General features: G+C 44.2%; 16 protein-coding genes. 12 read left to right on the top strand and 4 right to left on the bottom strand.

What is annotated here, in order from left to right:
- Positions 1–68: 68 nt before the first annotated feature.
- Together RSC70_RS16385 and RSC70_RS16380 are read left to right on the top strand one after the other, a co-directional pair.
- A complete protein-coding gene (locus RSC70_RS16385) occupies positions 69–2,117 on the top strand; it encodes a S9 family peptidase (protein ID WP_332543009.1) in 2,049 nt (682 codons plus the stop codon).
- A gap of 86 nt (positions 2,118–2,203) precedes the next feature.
- Complete coding sequence (locus tag RSC70_RS16380; protein WP_115102579.1) at positions 2,204–3,007, top strand: alpha/beta fold hydrolase; 804 nt, start codon at positions 2,204–2,206, stop codon at positions 3,005–3,007.
- A gap of 74 nt (positions 3,008–3,081) precedes the next feature.
- Here the strand turns inward: RSC70_RS16380 and ompC are convergent, their stop codons facing one another.
- Positions 3,082–4,194 carry a porin OmpC gene (ompC, locus tag RSC70_RS16375; protein WP_332543008.1) on the bottom strand — a complete coding sequence of 371 codons (1,113 nt, stop codon included), beginning with the start codon at positions 4,192–4,194 and terminating at the stop codon, positions 3,082–3,084.
- Positions 4,195–5,700: 1,506 nt separating this feature from the next.
- On the opposite strand from ompC, the gene copC reads away from it, so the two are divergent.
- The 3 genes from copC to RSC70_RS16360 are packed head-to-tail and all read left to right on the top strand — an operon-like array spanning position 5,701 to position 7,365.
- Positions 5,701–6,078, top strand: coding sequence for a copper homeostasis periplasmic binding protein CopC (gene copC, locus RSC70_RS16370; protein WP_063587052.1), 378 nt, complete (start codon positions 5,701–5,703; stop codon positions 6,076–6,078).
- 8 nt (positions 6,079–6,086) lie between these two features.
- Complete coding sequence (gene copD / locus RSC70_RS16365) at positions 6,087–6,965, top strand: copper homeostasis membrane protein CopD (protein ID WP_304184360.1); 879 nt, start codon at positions 6,087–6,089, stop codon at positions 6,963–6,965.
- 46 nt (positions 6,966–7,011) lie between these two features.
- Positions 7,012–7,365 (top strand): YebY family protein, encoded by a 354-nt coding sequence (locus tag RSC70_RS16360; RefSeq protein ID WP_332543007.1) that lies wholly within the window; start codon positions 7,012–7,014, stop codon positions 7,363–7,365.
- A gap of 107 nt (positions 7,366–7,472) precedes the next feature.
- Here RSC70_RS16360 and RSC70_RS16355 read toward each other — a convergent pair whose 3' ends face one another.
- Positions 7,473–7,715, bottom strand: a complete 243-nt coding sequence (locus RSC70_RS16355) for a DUF4060 family protein (RefSeq protein ID WP_008813610.1) — start codon at positions 7,713–7,715, stop codon at positions 7,473–7,475.
- Between the two features lie 307 nt (positions 7,716–8,022).
- Here RSC70_RS16355 and pfkB point away from each other — a divergent pair, with 307 nt between their 5' ends.
- From pfkB to RSC70_RS16340, 3 genes are all read left to right on the top strand, one after another.
- Positions 8,023–8,979 carry a 6-phosphofructokinase II gene (gene pfkB / locus RSC70_RS16350; protein WP_332543006.1) on the top strand — a complete coding sequence of 319 codons (957 nt, stop codon included), beginning with the start codon at positions 8,023–8,025 and terminating at the stop codon, positions 8,977–8,979.
- A gap of 547 nt (positions 8,980–9,526) precedes the next feature.
- Positions 9,527–9,832 carry a type 1 fimbrial protein gene (locus RSC70_RS16345; protein ID WP_040044878.1) on the top strand — a complete coding sequence of 102 codons (306 nt, stop codon included), beginning with the start codon at positions 9,527–9,529 and terminating at the stop codon, positions 9,830–9,832.
- A 188-nt stretch (positions 9,833–10,020) separates the two neighbouring features.
- Positions 10,021–10,365: an RNA helicase gene (locus RSC70_RS16340; protein WP_025796763.1), complete on the top strand. Its 345-nt coding sequence runs from the start codon at positions 10,021–10,023 to the stop codon at positions 10,363–10,365.
- Positions 10,366–10,631: 266 nt separating this feature from the next.
- Here RSC70_RS16340 and RSC70_RS16335 read toward each other — a convergent pair whose 3' ends face one another.
- The gene (locus RSC70_RS16335; RefSeq protein ID WP_332543005.1) at positions 10,632–11,027 is read right to left on the bottom strand and encodes a YidB family protein; all 396 of its coding nucleotides are present in this window, start codon (positions 11,025–11,027) and stop codon (positions 10,632–10,634) included.
- 251 nt (positions 11,028–11,278) lie between these two features.
- Between RSC70_RS16335 and osmE the strand changes: the two genes are divergently transcribed.
- From osmE to RSC70_RS16315, 4 genes are all read left to right on the top strand, one after another.
- On the top strand, positions 11,279–11,617 hold the full coding sequence (gene osmE / locus RSC70_RS16330) for an osmotically-inducible lipoprotein OsmE (protein ID WP_046449249.1): 339 nt from the start codon (positions 11,279–11,281) through the stop codon (positions 11,615–11,617).
- Between the two features lie 278 nt (positions 11,618–11,895).
- On the top strand, positions 11,896–13,092 hold the full coding sequence (locus tag RSC70_RS16325; protein WP_282807105.1) for an MFS transporter: 1,197 nt from the start codon (positions 11,896–11,898) through the stop codon (positions 13,090–13,092).
- 466 nt (positions 13,093–13,558) lie between these two features.
- Positions 13,559–13,996 (top strand): peptidoglycan-binding protein LysM, encoded by a 438-nt coding sequence (lysM, locus tag RSC70_RS16320; protein ID WP_025801085.1) that lies wholly within the window; start codon positions 13,559–13,561, stop codon positions 13,994–13,996.
- 153 nt (positions 13,997–14,149) lie between these two features.
- Complete coding sequence (locus RSC70_RS16315) at positions 14,150–14,617, top strand: hypothetical protein (RefSeq protein ID WP_046449283.1); 468 nt, start codon at positions 14,150–14,152, stop codon at positions 14,615–14,617.
- A gap of 73 nt (positions 14,618–14,690) precedes the next feature.
- On the opposite strand, the gene RSC70_RS16310 is transcribed toward RSC70_RS16315, so the two are convergent.
- Positions 14,691–15,839 (bottom strand): porin, encoded by a 1,149-nt coding sequence (locus RSC70_RS16310; protein WP_332543029.1) that lies wholly within the window; start codon positions 15,837–15,839, stop codon positions 14,691–14,693.
- Between the last annotated feature and the right edge of the window lie 852 nt (positions 15,840–16,691).

Below are 16,691 nucleotides of genomic sequence, written 5' to 3'. Positions count from 1 at the left end.
TCGTTAGTTATCTCTGGGGGAGCGCTTCTAAGTTACATGCATCAAATTACAGGCGGTAAGCGTAGACAATGAAGAAAGCACCGATTGCAGCAAAACATCCGCACGTCATGGAAATGCATGGCGATACACGAATCGATAATTACTATTGGCTGCGTGACGATGAACGCAGCAACGAAGCGGTTCTGAGTTATCTTGAAGCTGAGAATGCCTATACTCAGGCGTGCATGCGTGGTGAAGAAGAACTTCGAGAGCAACTGTTTAATGAAATGGTTGAGCGTATTCCTCAAGAAGATGAATCTGTGCCTTATCAACGTAACGGCTACCGATATCAGTCGCGATATAAACCTGAACAGGAATATGCGCTGTATGTTAGACAAAAGGCTGATGCGACAGATAATAGCGACTGGGAATTGCTCGTTGACAGCAATGAGCGCGCTCAGGGACATGATTTCTACGCTTTAGGCGGCATTGAAGTTAGCCCTGATAATCAACTGATGGCTATCGCTGAGGACTTTCTCTCTCGGCGTCAGTATGACATTCGCATTAAACGTCTGAGCGACAACAGCTGGTACGATGAAGTTCTGGAGAATACGGCGGGGCACTTTGAGTGGACTAACGACTCCACCACGCTCTATTACGTACGTAAACATCCTCAAACGCTGCTGCCTTATCAGGTTTATCGCCATCGTTTAGGAACATCGGTTGCTGAAGACCAACTGATCTATGAAGAATCTGACGATACTTTCTACGTTGGCTTAGAGAAGACCATTTCTAACAAATATATTCTGATTCATATTTCGAGCACCACAACCTCTGAAATCTTGATGTTGGATGCTGACGATACCAACGCTAATCCAGAAATATTTTCAGCGCGTCGCCGCGACCATGAATATAGTTTGGATCACTACCGCGATACCTTTTATATCCGGTCTAATAAAGATGGAAAAAATTTTGGTCTTTATCAAGCCACCTCGAGCCAAGAACAGACCTGGCAGGCTATTATTGCCGCGCGCGATGATGTGATGCTTGAAGGCTTTAGCCTGTTTAAAGATTGGCTGGTGGTTGAGGAGCGGGAGCAGGGATTAACAAATCTGCGTCAGATAAATTGGCAAACCGGTGAAGAGAAACATATTCGTTTCGATGATCCAACCTACATGACGTGGCTGTCGTTTAACCCAGAACCGGATACCGAGCTGCTACGCTATGGTTATTCTTCAATGACTACGCCAAGCTCCGTATTCCAAATCAATATGGACACGGGGGAGCGTACGCTGCTTAAGCAGCAAGAGGTCAAAAACTTTGATGCTGGTGCTTATCGCAGCGAGCGGTTATGGGTGGAAGCTCACGACGGTGTGAAGGTGCCGGTTTCCATCGTCTATCGACAGGATCTCTTCCGTGCTGGGCACAACCCTGTATTGGTCTATGGTTATGGTTCCTATGGAAGCAGCATGGATCCTGCTTTCAGCGTTAGCCGCTTAAGCTTGCTTGACCGCGGGTTTGTATTTGCCCTTGCTCATATTCGCGGCGGTGCGGATCTTGGGCAACAGTGGTATGACGATGGCAAATTGCTTCATAAACAAAACACCTTTAGCGATTTTATTAGCGTTACTCAATACCTCGTTGATGAGCAATATGCCGATGCCAAACAGGTGTACGCCATGGGTGGCAGCGCTGGGGGATTGCTGATGGGAGCGATTGTGAATCAGGCTCCTCAGTTGTATCACGGTATCGTGGCTCAGGTACCATTTGTAGACGTCGTGACCACGATGCTTGATGAATCTATTCCGCTGACAACGGGCGAATATGACGAATGGGGCAATCCGAATGATGCTGAGTACTACCACTATATCAAGCAGTACAGCCCTTATGATCAGGTGAAAGCGCAGGATTACCCACATATGTTGGTGACCACTGGGCTACATGATTCTCAGGTGCAATATTGGGAACCCGCAAAATGGGTGGCAAAACTGCGTGAGATGAAAACGGATGACAATCAGCTTCTACTCTACACAGATATGGATGCTGGGCATGGTGGCAAATCAGGGCGCTTCAAAGCCTATGAAGATATTGCGTTAGAATATGCCTTTATTCTGGCATTAGCCGGTATTCATCAGTAGATTTTAAGACCTATGTTTGTGAGCGTAATATTGCTTACGGCATAGGTTTTTTATTTGTATTTTTATTCTATTCGCAAGGATACGCCATGCCTTTTATCCAAGTAAACGACCGTCAAATGCACTATATCGATCGCGGCGAAGGTTTTGCTCTGCTTCTTGGCCATAGCTATATGTTTGACTCCAACATGTGGGCGCCACAAATAGAGGCGCTGAGTCAGCATTTCCGCGTCATAGCGCCAGATTTATGGGGGCATGGAAAGTCAGATCAACTGCCAGAGTCACGACGTTCTCTGAAAGATTTAGCCAGCGATCACTTAGCTCTGATGGATGCACTGGATATCAATGAATTTGCCGTCGTTGGGTTGTCTGTTGGCGGAATGTGGGGCGTAGAGTTAGCCGCGATGGTTCCCGACCGCGTGCGTGCGCTGGTACTGATGGATACCTTTGTTGGATTGGAGCCTGAAGTCACATTCAAGAAATACGACGCCATGCTAAATGCGATTGATGCAGCCGGAAAGGTACCTGCCGTGTTAGTTGAACAAATCGCACCCATGTTTTTCCGCCGTGAACCCGAGCCCCATTTGCTAGAGGCTTTAACTGAGCATCTAAGCAATCTACCCGAATCCGTTTTACGCCAAAGTATTGTGCCGCTTGGCCGCATGATCTTTGGTCGCGGTGATAGCTGTCCGCTGCTGGAAGAGCTCAAGATGCCTGCGTTGGTAATCACCGGTGAGCAAGATGCACCAAGACCACCGTTAGAAGGCTATCTGATGGCCGAAATGTTGAATTGCAAGCAGCTTGTTGTGCCTCAGGCAGGTCATATTTGCACGCTTGAACAGCCCGAGTGGGTCAATGAAGCCTTGCTGAATTTTCTCATGTCGATTAAATGAAATGTTTGCAAATAAGAAAGGGGCCATAAAGGCCCCTTTTTGCATTCACATGGCAAAATTCGTTAATTAACGAATTAGAACTGGTAAACAACACCCAGTGCTACGATGTCATCAGTGTTGATGCCAGCGTTGTTAGTGAAGCGGTTGTCATCCAGCAGGTTGATTTTGTAATCAACGTAGGTAGACATGTTTTTGTTGAAGTAGTAAGTCGCACCAACATCAACATATTTCATCAGATCTTGGTCGCCATAGCCGTTACCGAGGTCTTTACCTTTTGACTGCAGGTAAGCAACGGATGGACGCAGACCGAAGTCGAACTGGTACTGTGCTACGATTTCAATGTTCTGGGATTTGTTAGCAAAGCCGTAAACTGCATCTGGGCCGCTTGCAGAGAAATCACCGAAACGGTTAGCGTTATAAGCCTGAGTATACATAGCGGCTAAATAAACGTTGTTAGCGTCATATTTCAGACCACCGGTGTAGATGTCTGCTTTATCGCCGTGACCATACTGCATACGGTTCTGTTCGTTGGTACGGTCAGATGAAGAGTATGCTGCTGCTGCGCTAACGCCCCAGCCCAGATCGTAGGACAGAGACATACCGTAGCCGTCACCGTTTTGGCCCTGAACTGAACGGCCATTGTTGGATTCTTCTGGGCTATCGTTTTTGCCTTGATACTGCAGAGCAAAGTTCAGGCCGTCAACCAGACCGAAGAAGTCGGTGTTACGGTAGGTCAGCATGCCGTTACCACGTTGGAACAGGAAGTTGTCCGCGCCGTAGGTATCGCCACCGAACTCTGGCAGCACGTCAGTCCAAGAACCAACATCATAGATCACACCGTAGTTACGGCCATAATCCAAAGAACCGAACTCAGCAAATTTCAAACCAGCGAAGCCAACACGGGTAAAGTTGTTGTTATCCTGGCTTTCTGCATGGTTCAGGTTTGCTTGATATTCCCACTGGCCATAGCCGGTCAGCTGGTCGTTAATCTGAGTTTCACCTTTGAAGCCGAAACGAACGTAAGACTGATCGCCGTCTGAACCGTTGTCGTCTGAGAAGTAGTGCAGGCCATCTAATTTACCGAACAGATCCAGCTTGTTGCCGTCTTTGTTGTAGATTTCTGCAGCGTTTGCTGCGCCTGCAACTAAAAGTGCAGGGATGATTACTGCCAGCAGATTACGTTTCACTATGATATTCCTTCTTAGTTTTTTGACCGGCCAAGGTCAGTTATATGTGCCACTGCTTATTTATGTTTTTTTACACTCGCTATGTGAACTTAAGTGCGTTCCATCAGTCAAAGTTCACGGTACAAGCATAGCTTAATAATATGTTTAATGCGCTATAAATAAAAAGTGCCTATGCGACGTTTATTTATTTTTTATGGTAATTAAATGTATTGAAATGTAAATGACGCAAAGATAAATATACAAAGCGTAGGTAGTGCTCCCCATTTTCTCTCGAAAAAAGATACCCTTAAGTGATAATTCATCGTTCGAATATTCTTGCCTGATTTATAAGAAATCGCTCACCACACAAATTGCAAATTACAATGACGAATATGATGTATAATTAAATCTCATCATTGTTACTGCATTTTTTTACTGTGTCTTAAGATTCTTTTTACACCGAACCTTTATTTAAGGTTCGGTTTTTTTATCTTTAAGTTTAATAAAGCCCTTTATTATCAATAACTTGTGAGTTTTTGTTGTGGGCGGGATGTCCATTTTCTCTATTATGGGAAAAGTCTGAAGATAGACTATAATAAGAAATTACTTGTCAAATAATGCCTTTCATAAATAGATTTTTAGCTATTTGTGCCATTTCGCCATATATCTCTCGCCGTAATTTGGCTATGTTCATTTCTCCCGCTGGACAAAATCATTCTTTGGCCATTCATGCTTAAAATAATAAACAGCACATATAATCAAGAATTGGTAAATTTTGAGCAGTGTGGTATTTAAATATGACACGGCATGGCGACCACTTTGGGTGAAAATAATCGAGAGGAAAAATATGACTGATATGTCGATATCGAGAACGCTTACTGGTTGCTCAACGTTCTATTCGAGTATCTAAGACACAAATAACGAAGGGGATAAAGATCGAAGCACTGTAGCGATATTATTGTCGAACTGCTGATTTTCCCGACTCGTGTTTTCTATGCTGATGGCATAATTTAGGCAATAAAAAACCCGCCGATGGCGGGTTTAAGATACGAGATACGTTTACTGATTAATCACCATCTGGATGTGCGCGTTTTGCTCTCTTTTCCGCGCGTTTCTCTGCAGGGCTCTTCAACGGTTTTTTCTTCGCATTCTTTTTGCTATCCATTCCCTTACTCATTTTGGCCTCTCTTAACCGTAGTTAGGTTGGTATGCCTGTTAACTAAAGCTCTCTACGCCCAAACTTGCAAGCGACATTTTGTATAGATAGTTCAACATAATGATTTATATGATTTTATTAATCGATGACGACGAATAGGAAAAGTATGTCAGTAAGTCGTTTATCGCATAGTAGAAAAACGTAAATATCCGGTTGTGATTTTGTTGCTGACTTCATGGCAATACGTGAGAGGAAAATGTAAGATAAAAATCAATATGCTAGCGTATTTGGTCACTTTGCCTGAAAGCCCAAATCTGATTGCGAACGTCACCAATGCGCTTACCTGCGACTTATAAAAGGAATGCGACTCTATGAAAATGCTTAAAACGGCTCAATTTCATCTATCTGGTATCGGTGCCGCGCTGCTGCTGGCAGTTTCGCCGCAGGTATTTGCTCATGCGCATCTCACCGATCAAACTCCGGCGGCCAAAAGCCAAGTGAGTGCGCCTTCTGAGCTGACGTTCGTTTTTAGTGAAGGTATTGAAACGGGGTTTAGCAAAGTGACGGTTGTAGGGCCAGAAAATCAACCCATCGCAACAGGCAAGTTATCCGTCGCGGGAAATGATAAAACCCATGTTTCCGTTCCTTTCACCCAGCCCTTAAATAAAGGCGAATACGCGGTGAGCTGGAACGTTGTTTCCGTCGATGGACATAAAACCAAGGGTCAGTATACCTTCTCTGTTAAATAAGGCTGACTATGAGTATCACGGCTCTCTATGTTTTGTGCCGTTGGGTTCATTTTGCCAGTGCGTTACAAATTTTTGGCTTGGCTCTTTTTGTCGGGTGGATCGCTCCACCCGCATTTCGGCGTAGCTTAGAAACACAAACCCTAATGTTATTAGGTGCGAGTTTAGCGCTTTGCGCTTTTAGCTCTTGGCTTATGGTGGCGTTACAAGCAGGCCAGATGGGCGATGGCTGGCAAGACTTTTTCAGCCCGGAAATTTGGCTTGCTGTAATGCAAACAACATTTGGCGAAGCGTGGCGGTTACAGCTGATATTTTCCTCCTTGCTGCTGATAACGCCTTTATTCGCACCAAATATTCGCCGTTTTTTATTCATATTTATTTCTGCTCTATTGCTGATAACCTTGGCTCACACAGGCCATGCATCGGCGGAGCAGGGCATCAGCGGTATTGCACACCGGGTTAATAATGGTATTCACCTGCTGAGCGGTGGTTTTTGGTTTGGTGGTTTGTTACCGTTCTGGCTTTGTGTACGACAGCTCTCGAGCACCGACAAAGCCTTTGCGATGCAGGCGGTTATTCGTTATTCACGTTGGGGACATCTTGCGGTGGCTCTGGTAATAGTCACGGGAATAGGCAATGCGGCGTGGATTCTAGGTCGCTGGCCGCTGGCGTTCGACTCTATCTATCAGCGTGGGTTGTGGTCGAAGATCCTATTGGTGGCGATGATGATCGCGATTGCGCTTTATAACCGCTACTACGTGGTGCGGAGCATGGGGCAAAACCGGCAACGGGCATTAACGCTACTGGCGGGTAATGCCATTGTTGAATGGATATTGGCCCTATTGGTACTGCTTGCGGTGAGTTTTTTCGCAACTCAGCCACCTATTTAGAATAAGATAACGACAGTTTATGATTGGACGATAGTGGAACTTCGTGATGAAAAAAAGTGTATTACTGACAGGATTATTGACGCTGGCTGGCGGTTTTTTATCTGCGGATGCATTAGCGGCACGTACCGTGGAGACGGTAAGTAAAGCGCAATTTGGTAGCCAGTGGGCCTTCGTAAAAGAAGAAGTGCAGCTACAGTGTACGAAAAATCAGGCATTGTTTATCATCAATGCAAGCACGCTGGCGCAGTATCCTTTAGATGAGAAGGCAAATAGCTTGGTGAAAACCAAGAAGATGGCTGCATTACCGTTAGAGACGATTTTGCTGGACGATCCGAATCGTCCGGGGCAAAAGATGAGCGTAACGCCTTTTATTAAACACGCGCGTCAGCTTTGTCAGTAGTCAGCACGGATATTGCTTGTATAGGTAACGATAAGAGGCGGCGTAAAGCCGCTTCTTTGTTTTGGTCTGAGTAAGGTGGCACTTGCCAGAGTACCACCGGAAGTGATTTATGCAGCGGCTGGCATACCGCATAGTTTGGTTAAACTTCGAGCGCCAACCATAACGGTGGCAACGTAGGATTGACGGCGGGTCACAACTTCCACCGCGATGAGTTTATCTCGATATTTAATATGGTAAGTAGAAGGCCATCCTTGACGGGCAAGGCCATAGGCTTTGGCATGCTGATCGATCGCTGCATGCGCAACAACGAGGTGAGAGAAGTTTGTATCGCCTTTAATGATTCGCTTCATACAGGCTCCGTAATACATAAATCCGTCAAAATATGTGTCTGTCAGCATGAAGCTGACCTATTTGTTATAGCACCAATATCAATAACATTGCAGTATGACTTTTTTGTGACACGATCAAGATCGGCTTATCTTATTTTAATTGCCTATAAAATAATCATATCGTTCAGGGCTGTCCGCAAGTAGCCGAAGAACAGTGTATCGAATGATCGTTTAGCTCGGCTGGAAAGATCCTTTAATGAACTAAAACAATGAATACATGGGGTGAAGTGGTAGCCTGAGAAAAACATTCATATAACGAGGAGATGTTATGACACCGATATTTACGCTGACGCTAGCTCCTTCGCTTGATAGCTCCACCACAACGGCCAAAATCTATCCTGATGGTAAATTACGTTGCTCAGCGCCGGTTTATGAACCCGGTGGCGGCGGAATCAATGTGGCTCGTGCGATAGCCCACCTTGGTGGAGAGGCAAATGCCATCTTTCCCGCAGGCGGTCCAACTGGGCAGCATTTAGCCGAATTGCTTGAGCAAGAACAAGTGGCTATTCAAACGGTGACAACACAGGCATGGACTCGACAAAACATGCATGTGCACACAGAGATAACCGGAGAGCAGTACCGCTTCGTTATGCCTGGAGCGAAATTGACGCCACAGGAATTTGACCGTTTACGTGAGCGCGTACGGGGTATTCCTGAGGGATCCATTTTGGTTATCAGCGGAAGTCTGCCTGAAGGCGTCACCACTGAAGAGCTTCAGATACTCTTGCGTCAGGCACAAAATAAACATATCCAATGCGTTCTTGATAGTTCTGGTCGTGCGTTGATGGCGGGTTTAGACGTAGGCAATCTACTGCTGGTGAAACCGAATCAAAAAGAGTTGTCTGAGCTCACTGGTAAAGATCTACTGGCAGAACCTAGCGCCGTGCTTGAAGCGGCACAGTCTATTGTCGCGACTGGAAAATCAAAATACGTAGTGGTTTCGCTAGGTGCTCAGGGAGCGCTGGCGGTTGGGCAGCATCATTGGGTTCAGGTTGTTCCACCGCCGGTAAAAATGAAAAGCACCGTTGGTGCAGGTGACAGCATGGTAGGGGCGATGGTGCTTAAATTGGCACAGCAGGCTGATTTACTGGATATTGTTAGATATGGCGTTGCTGCGGGGAGTGCCGCAACCCTAAATAAAGGAACTCGCCTTTGCCAGCAGAATGACGTGAATGCGCTCTATGACTATCTCTGCCAGCAACAAACTCCGCTTAACGATTTATAAATTGTGCCTCGAATCACTACCCATCCAAACGATGGGTAGAACCGTTAGTCCATCACTGTTTTATACAAAATCAATAATGCACCCATTGCGCCTTCGAACGTTGATCTCATCACAAAGCCGGACATGAACAAGAACAACCCACAACCAACGACCATCCAAAAATAAAATTGCTTAATCATGACTTCTATTTCCTTACTTTCAGGCATGATCCTAACATATTCATATGATGAATGCTCAATGGGTTAGATATTGCTTTTCTAATTCGGATTTTTAGAACGGCAATGGCTAGCTTCTGAACTCAGTTCAGAGTTTCTGATGGATGCTGCGATTGATGAGTAAAATGCCGCTATTTGTTGGTTTTGTTAGGGTAATTAAACAGTTGCGTATAATTTCTAAAAAATATTTTTATTTTATTGCAACTATTTTACGGTAATTGACATTTCAAACTATTAAAATAGTGGCATGTGGAATATTCAGCTGATGTAAATCAAGTTTATCTTTCTCTTTAATTTGTATTCTTAAGGTGAATAATAAATGGAGGTTACATATGCTTAGGAATAGAGCATGGGTAGGCGGGATAGCATTGTTGCTTGCCCTGCATGCGCCAGTATACGCCGCTAACAAGGGCACAATTCGTTTCGTAGGTTCGATCGTAGAGTCAACCTGTGACATTACACCCAACGGCAAAGGTTTCCATTCATCATGCTACAGAGATGGGGATTACCTAGAACGTGCCCACAGCGTGTTAAAAAGCGGTGATAAGGTGAGTTTGCCCACTAATGTGGCTGATGTTCATTTGAAGCCCATCGATGGTCACCCCAATCTGGGGCATTTAGTGATTAACTATCACTAAGGGCTCCTTTGCTGAGTGTTTCCATGGTTTAGCTTTTGTATGGAAACACTCAAACTCTTCCTTTAAGACTTTTCTCCTTGAGGCTTTTTATCAAAGCCGGGATAGTGCGTGATATCGATCACACTAACGGCAACACGCGAGCTATTCATGCAGAGTATGATCTCAGCCAACAGAAGGGGAATTAACCAATGAGAACCATATTGACTGCCGCGATTTTATTCGCATTGGCTGGATGCAGTAGTCCTGAATCAATTACAGCAAATAAGCATCAGGTCATGGATCTAAAAATAAGCCGAGCTGCGGGTATCTATTCTCAGTGCCTAAATAAAAAATGGTCTGATATTAATCCGGCTACACGTTATTATAACAATAATAACACGCATACTATTGCGAGCTATTTAGATGGGCAAGGCGAAATGGCATCGGCAAAAATTCAAACAATAAGCGACAATCAGTCCGATGTGGAAATCTATCTAACATCGCGCGGCAACAGCCAGCAAGCCCTGCTGGAAGCGGCTAAAGCCTGCGTTTGACGCCTCTTGATTACGTCTTACCCTAGAACATGTCGTTCAATCGCGTTATAGATAAGCAAAAGAATAAAGATGGTGAGAGTTAATAGCAGTATTTTAATTACTACTCGCTTTCTCTTCGGCCATACTAAAAAAACGATAAGACCTGTAATGGCTAAAGTTACTGGGTAAAAGTAAAATAGGCTGAACCATATAATAACGATGTAGTCGTGAAGCATTATTTTCTTCTCGATTACCTTGCCGTATAAGCGGCAAGGTAATGTTATTCTTTAGCTAAAGAATTTACCTTTCAACATATCTAATCCTGCACTGACTAATGATCCTCCTTGTGGAATTTCACCGTTAGGTGAAAGGCCATCAACCAGTTTAGGTAAATAGGTTGCCAATAGTTGTGATGCACTATCGGTGTTAATACCTAGAGAGCTTGCAAGCGAGGTGATGGATTCAACGCTAAACACATTCTCGACTTGTTGGCCGGAAATGGGTTGGTTGCTGCCATTACTAATCCATGACTCAACGATACTGCCGAGCCCTTGGCTTTGAAATTTCTCAACTAACGCGCTGATACCGCCTTGCTGTTCGACCCAAGCTAAGATGGCTTTAATGTGATCGGCGTTTCCACCTTGGCCACCTAAAATACCGCCTAGGTTATCTAATAATCCCATGATGTGACTCCAAATTCGGTAAATGGTAAGGAAACTTAATACTTCGTTGGGACAGTATACCGTGCATGGCATTGAAGCCAATGGCTAAAGTATGGCTAAGAATCGCTGATTAGGACGATATTTAACCGATAAAATGACTTTCGGATCAATCTTAAAAAGCGGGCGAACTTAAGGAAAAAAAGCGATGGGTTTGAATAATGGTCATTCTTCTCCTAGGCTTATAGAACACAATAGCTACAAGGAAAGAGAAAATGAAATATACAAAATCAGCTGTTATGGGGATCGCCGCACTGACAACGGCTTTGGCTTTATCTGCCTGTAGTACTTACGACCGTGCGGCAAGTTATGTTACCGAACCTGTAGTTAAAGACGTTAAAGTTGGCATGACCAAGCAACAGGTTGTTGATATTGCCGGCCAGCCGGCAACCAGTATTACTATGGTTAATGCTCGCGGTACCTGTAGTACCTACCTGATTAGTGGAACAGATAAAAAACCACAAAACTATTTTGTGAGTTTTGATGATACCGGAAAGGTTCTTAATAAGGGCTATCAGTCTTGCTCTGAATATGACACCAATCCTCAAAAATAAATCTCGATGATGTTAATAAATTCGCGTTTGTCAGGCGGCCTCTTAGGGCCGCTTTATTTTGTATTTTTTTGCATATTAGTTACTTGGTTGTTTTCTGTGCTCCAGATCATGGTTTAATTGACATAAATTTCAAATCTCACTAAGCTCCACTTCAACACTGATAGCCAATCTGTGCGTAAGCGTTCACGTCATCCAACGCATTTAATCCTGTTTGTTATTTACGCGGGGGAGAAGGCGTTTCTTTTTAGCTTCTCCTTGCTTTTGGAGTTAGCACTTGTATGTCTCAATCTCATTTTATTAGTACCCCCAAAGCAAATCATGCGCTGTTTCCTTTGACGTCAGCCGTTTTTCTTACTTATCTCACGGTAGGATTACCTTTACCGGTTATTCCCTTATATGTGCATAACCAATTAGGCATGAGTAATACCATGGTGGGGATCGCTGTGGGAATGCAGTTTCTTGCAACGGTACTTACTCGCGGCTATGCGGGACGGTTAGCCGATCAACAGGGCGCTAAGCGCTCCACGCTTCAAGGCATGTTGGCTTGCTCGTTGGCGGGCGTCGCTTATCTATTGGCTGCGTTGTTGCCGGTTGATGCCATGACTAAATTTGTCATTCTTTTGGTTGGACGATTGGTATTAGGTTTCGGCGAAAGCCAGCTTTTAACAGGAAACTTGACCTGGGGTTTAGGTCTATTAGGACCATCCCGCTCAGGTAAAGTCATGTCATGGACGGGCATGGCCATTTATGGTGCTCTTGCAGCAGGTGCGCCACTTGGTTTGCTGCTGAATCAATATTGGGGATTTGCTGCATTAGGCATTTCTACTCTGATTTTACCGCTTGTCGCTATTTTGATTAATTTCAAAGTAAAGCCCGTTGCACCTCATGCTGGGCAGCGTATCCCTATGTGGCGAATGCTGGGTAAAATTTGGCAACCAGGTGTGGCTCTGGCGCTGCAAGGTGTCGGTTTTGCCGTTATTGGCACGTTCATTTCGCTATTATTTAGCTCTCACGGTTGGGCACATGCGGGATTGGCACTCACCAGCTTCGGGCTCTCTTTTGTACTAATGCGAGTATTGTTTGGCCAGTTGCCAGACCGAATGGGGGGAATGAAGGTCGCTATTGCATCGCTGGTGGTTGAAACCATCGGGCTGGTTCTAATTTATTTAGCCAGCACCTCCATTTTTGCTCTTATCGGTGCCGCTTTAACGGGAGCCGGGTGCTCATTAATGTTCCCCGCCTTGGGTGTTGAAGTCGTAAAAAGAGTACCGGTTCATGTACGAGGCACTGCAATGGGCGGGTATGCTGCTTTTCAGGATGTTTCCTACGCTATCGCTGGGCCATTAACGGGTATTTTGGCAACCACGCTGGGCTATTCATCGGTATTTGCCGTTGGCGCAGCATGCTCTGCGCTAGGTATTATCGTCATTCTGCTTTTCTTGCGACCAGCTGCGTCGCAGACCGTTGAGTCTTAGGTGATAAAAAATCAAGGCCTCGAATGAGGCCTTGATTCTAGAGATAAATTGAGTTTGGAATAGAGCCACCAGTAGGTGTTATCCCGTCCCGCCATTTGGGTGGGTTTCCGCCGGGTAAGCCATCGAGGTGGCCGACATTGTGCTTGAAGCAACAACCAACACTAATGAAATCAACTTCTTCATTTGACTCCTTCATGACCTGCGGTTTAAGTACCATAACGCGATGCTTTAATGTGAAGCGTGATCGGGTTCACCCTCTGAGCAAATGGTTTGAATTCAGTTATTAATTCATTGTTATTAAGCATAATTATTCGCTTTACAGTTTTGGCACGTGATAATGACAAATCTAATGGTGGCTGAAAACGGACTATCTTAGATATTCTGCTAAGCTTAATAGGATTAAATTTATCAATGATATCAATTGTGCTCGCCAATTTGGGTTGGGCATAGGTTATTGGAGGTCTAAATGGGTTTGCTAAGTTTCGTTAAAGATGCGGGAGAAAAGCTTTGGGATGCGGTGAGTGGAAACCGTGATGATAAACTCAAAGAGCATATCAATAAGCTTGGTTTACCAGGAGCAGATAAGGTCGACGTTAAAGTTGCTGATGATGGTACTGCCACGGTGTCAGGCGAGGGAGTTAGTCAGGAACTGAAAGAGAAGATCTTGGTTGCGATTGGTAACGTCGCAGGCATTAGCAAAGTAGACGATCAGCTCGCGGCTGCGCAATCTGGTGTTGAGAGCCATTTTTATACGGTTAAAGCAGGTGATACACTGAGTGCGATAGCCAAAGCACAGTATGGCAACGCCAATGACTACATGCGCATTTTTGAAGCCAATAAGCCGATGCTGTCGCATCCAGATAAAATCTATCCAGGGCAGATGCTCATTATTCCACAAAAATAATTGGGTTGTCGGTTAGTATTGCGTTTATAAGCCGCTTATGCGGCTTTTTTTACGCCACATGTTATCCATGAAATGCCATTTTATCTCTCGTCGATATGCGTTATCTCGTTGTCTTGCTATTATCGAACAACAAAAAATAACGAGGTCTATCGGATGAAAAAGATTCTTACCCTATGTTTGAGTTCGCTATTATTGGCGGGGTGTGCAAGCAGCGAGGGGCAATCGCCATTTAAGAGCTATTTCTCCTGCGATATCCCTGCGGCAAGCCACTATCCTATAATCGAGTCTACGTCAGATCTGCTAGTGAACATGCGCAAGTTGGGTGTCGATGCGGAACGTAAAAATGTCGTGGCGGCACAGTGGGCACAGCAAACTACAGATGCCAGTGAGAAAGCGAAAATTGAATCCTGCAGCAGTGAAATACGTCAAGCATCCATAGATATCGTACAGCCTCAGGTTAGCCGAGTCCAAAGCGTGACGACAGATTCTGCCCAGTTAGCTGCGCTTAATGATCTACATACAAAATGGCTGGCTTATATGAATTCAATTACGTTGAAAGGGACTGATGCCTCTTTAGCGAAGGCGTTTAATAACGCGGCAAATAATCTTGATAAGATGTGAGATTAGATTAGGGTTTTGTTTAAAAAAGCACCTAAATAGGATTTAGGTGCTTGAGTAATTAAATTGATTTAACTTAGAAGTCGTAACGCAGGCGAACTAGATTCAGGTCACTTTTATTGTCTGTGGTATTTGTGAATACATGTTCGACGTCGATCTGGAAGCCATAATCAAACTTGGTGGAAATACCCAGCGTCTGATGGTTGCTCTGATAATCACGACCAGTGTTAAATTTCAGGCGGTCACCAGCATAATAAGGTGTAATATTTTTCACCAGATATTGGCTGATAGGGAAAGTATAACCCGCATAATATTCAACGCCGTAGCCATTTCCAGCAAAGTAATCATGACGGTTTTTAACACCGGTCATTAAGAAATTACGATACCAACCGGCAGATGCTGCCAGAGTCCAATTGTCAGGTTTCCAGCTTAAACCAGAACCCAGTAATTGTTGGCCATTATCGTTTTTGCCACTATCCGCACCGTTATTTTGCTTGATGCTTTGTTGGATATAGCTGTACGCGGTACCCCAGGTTAGCTCATCGGTGATGTGGTAATCCACACCCAATGCGCCGCCGCCTTTACGTTGATAACGCAGTGGGTTGCCATTATTTACGCCAGCAGGGTGGGAGTCATCATGTAAAACACCGCCCACATACAGATCAACGGGGCCAAAGGTATTTTTATATTGGACCAGATTGTAGCTGCGGTATGAGCCATCATAGTTGCCGTTATAACCGTTACCTGGAGCCTGAGCCTGCATATCGAAGTCCCAGATATCCGTTTTCGCGCCAACAACGGTGTAGTAGATACTATTTTGCTTACCGTAGGTTAGAGTACCCCACGTTGCACTTTTCAAACCTCCGAACAGCATGCGGCGATCGGTGTTTGCTGCGCCATCTGCATAGTGATTATTCCAGTTAAACAGCGCTGGGACATTCACACCTAATTCGTAGTAACCAATCAGGCTAACATCATCGAACAGGTAATAATCAGCAGAGAAACGAAAACGCGTTCCGCCGTCATAACCGTTGCGTTTATAAGAGCCTTTATCGCTGTTGCCCATTTCATCAATGAACTGTGGACGAATACTACCCCCAACCTGAAACTTCAAGCGGCTAAGTGGATCGCCAGCCTGCGGATCTTGCTCTAATAGCGTGATTTCTGCGAGCGAGGAGAAAGAAGCACAACCCAATGCCACTGCTAATACAATTTTTTTCGCCACATGATGTTTAATCATTTTTTATCCCTGACGTATCAACGAATGTTTAATTTACACTCGCAATTGTTTTATAAGTAAAATAATAGAAATACATAAAGTCTGATATATCGCAGCCACTAAATGCGATGTGCATTCAACTATATAGCGCAATAAATTGCAACAATAGTCACGTGTTTAAACTAAATAATTGGAACTGAAGTTTTAATTTAGGTGAAAATTAATGCAACTTTCAAGCCCCTACATTAATTTCGCTCAATCCTAATACAATAAGGGCAATAATCCAACTAGATTAGTTTTTGTAGATGAATGGAAGTTTAGCGAAAACTCGAAAATAATAACGCAGATGAATCAATATTTGCCTGCAGTGCAGTTTGGTTATTGTCACGCTGCGTAATGATCATTCATCGGGATATATGAAGAGCAGAGGATGTGCTTTTAGATTGGATTTAAAACATCCGATTATATTTGTTAATTCTAATTTTTATATTCAATCTATGTGGAAGTATAGGTGGTGTTGAAATTGACATATATTAAGAGCTGCGATAATAAACGATACTCCTGTGTAAAAATCATCTCAGGAAATATGTCTTTTTTGTTTATATATGCTTTTGTTGTTGTCAATTTTTTCAGTGAAAGTCGCACCTGTCACCAATACATTTTAGCAAGCAAAACTTATATATTGCTCTAAATGCCTACTGTACATGCATATTCAAAACAGCTGGATTTACACCTCTTACTCTATATAAAAAGAGACCTGATACGATTCCTGTATCAGGTCTAGGGTAATGGCTCTTGGGAGAGAGCCGTGCGCTAAAAGTTGGCATTAATGCAGGCTTGGATTGCCTTGCTATTTAA

The organism is Hafnia sp. (genome assembly GCF_036648275.1).
GTDB lineage: Bacteria > Pseudomonadota > Gammaproteobacteria > Enterobacterales > Enterobacteriaceae > Hafnia > Hafnia alvei.
This window is presented reverse-complemented; position numbering and strand designations above follow the sequence as displayed.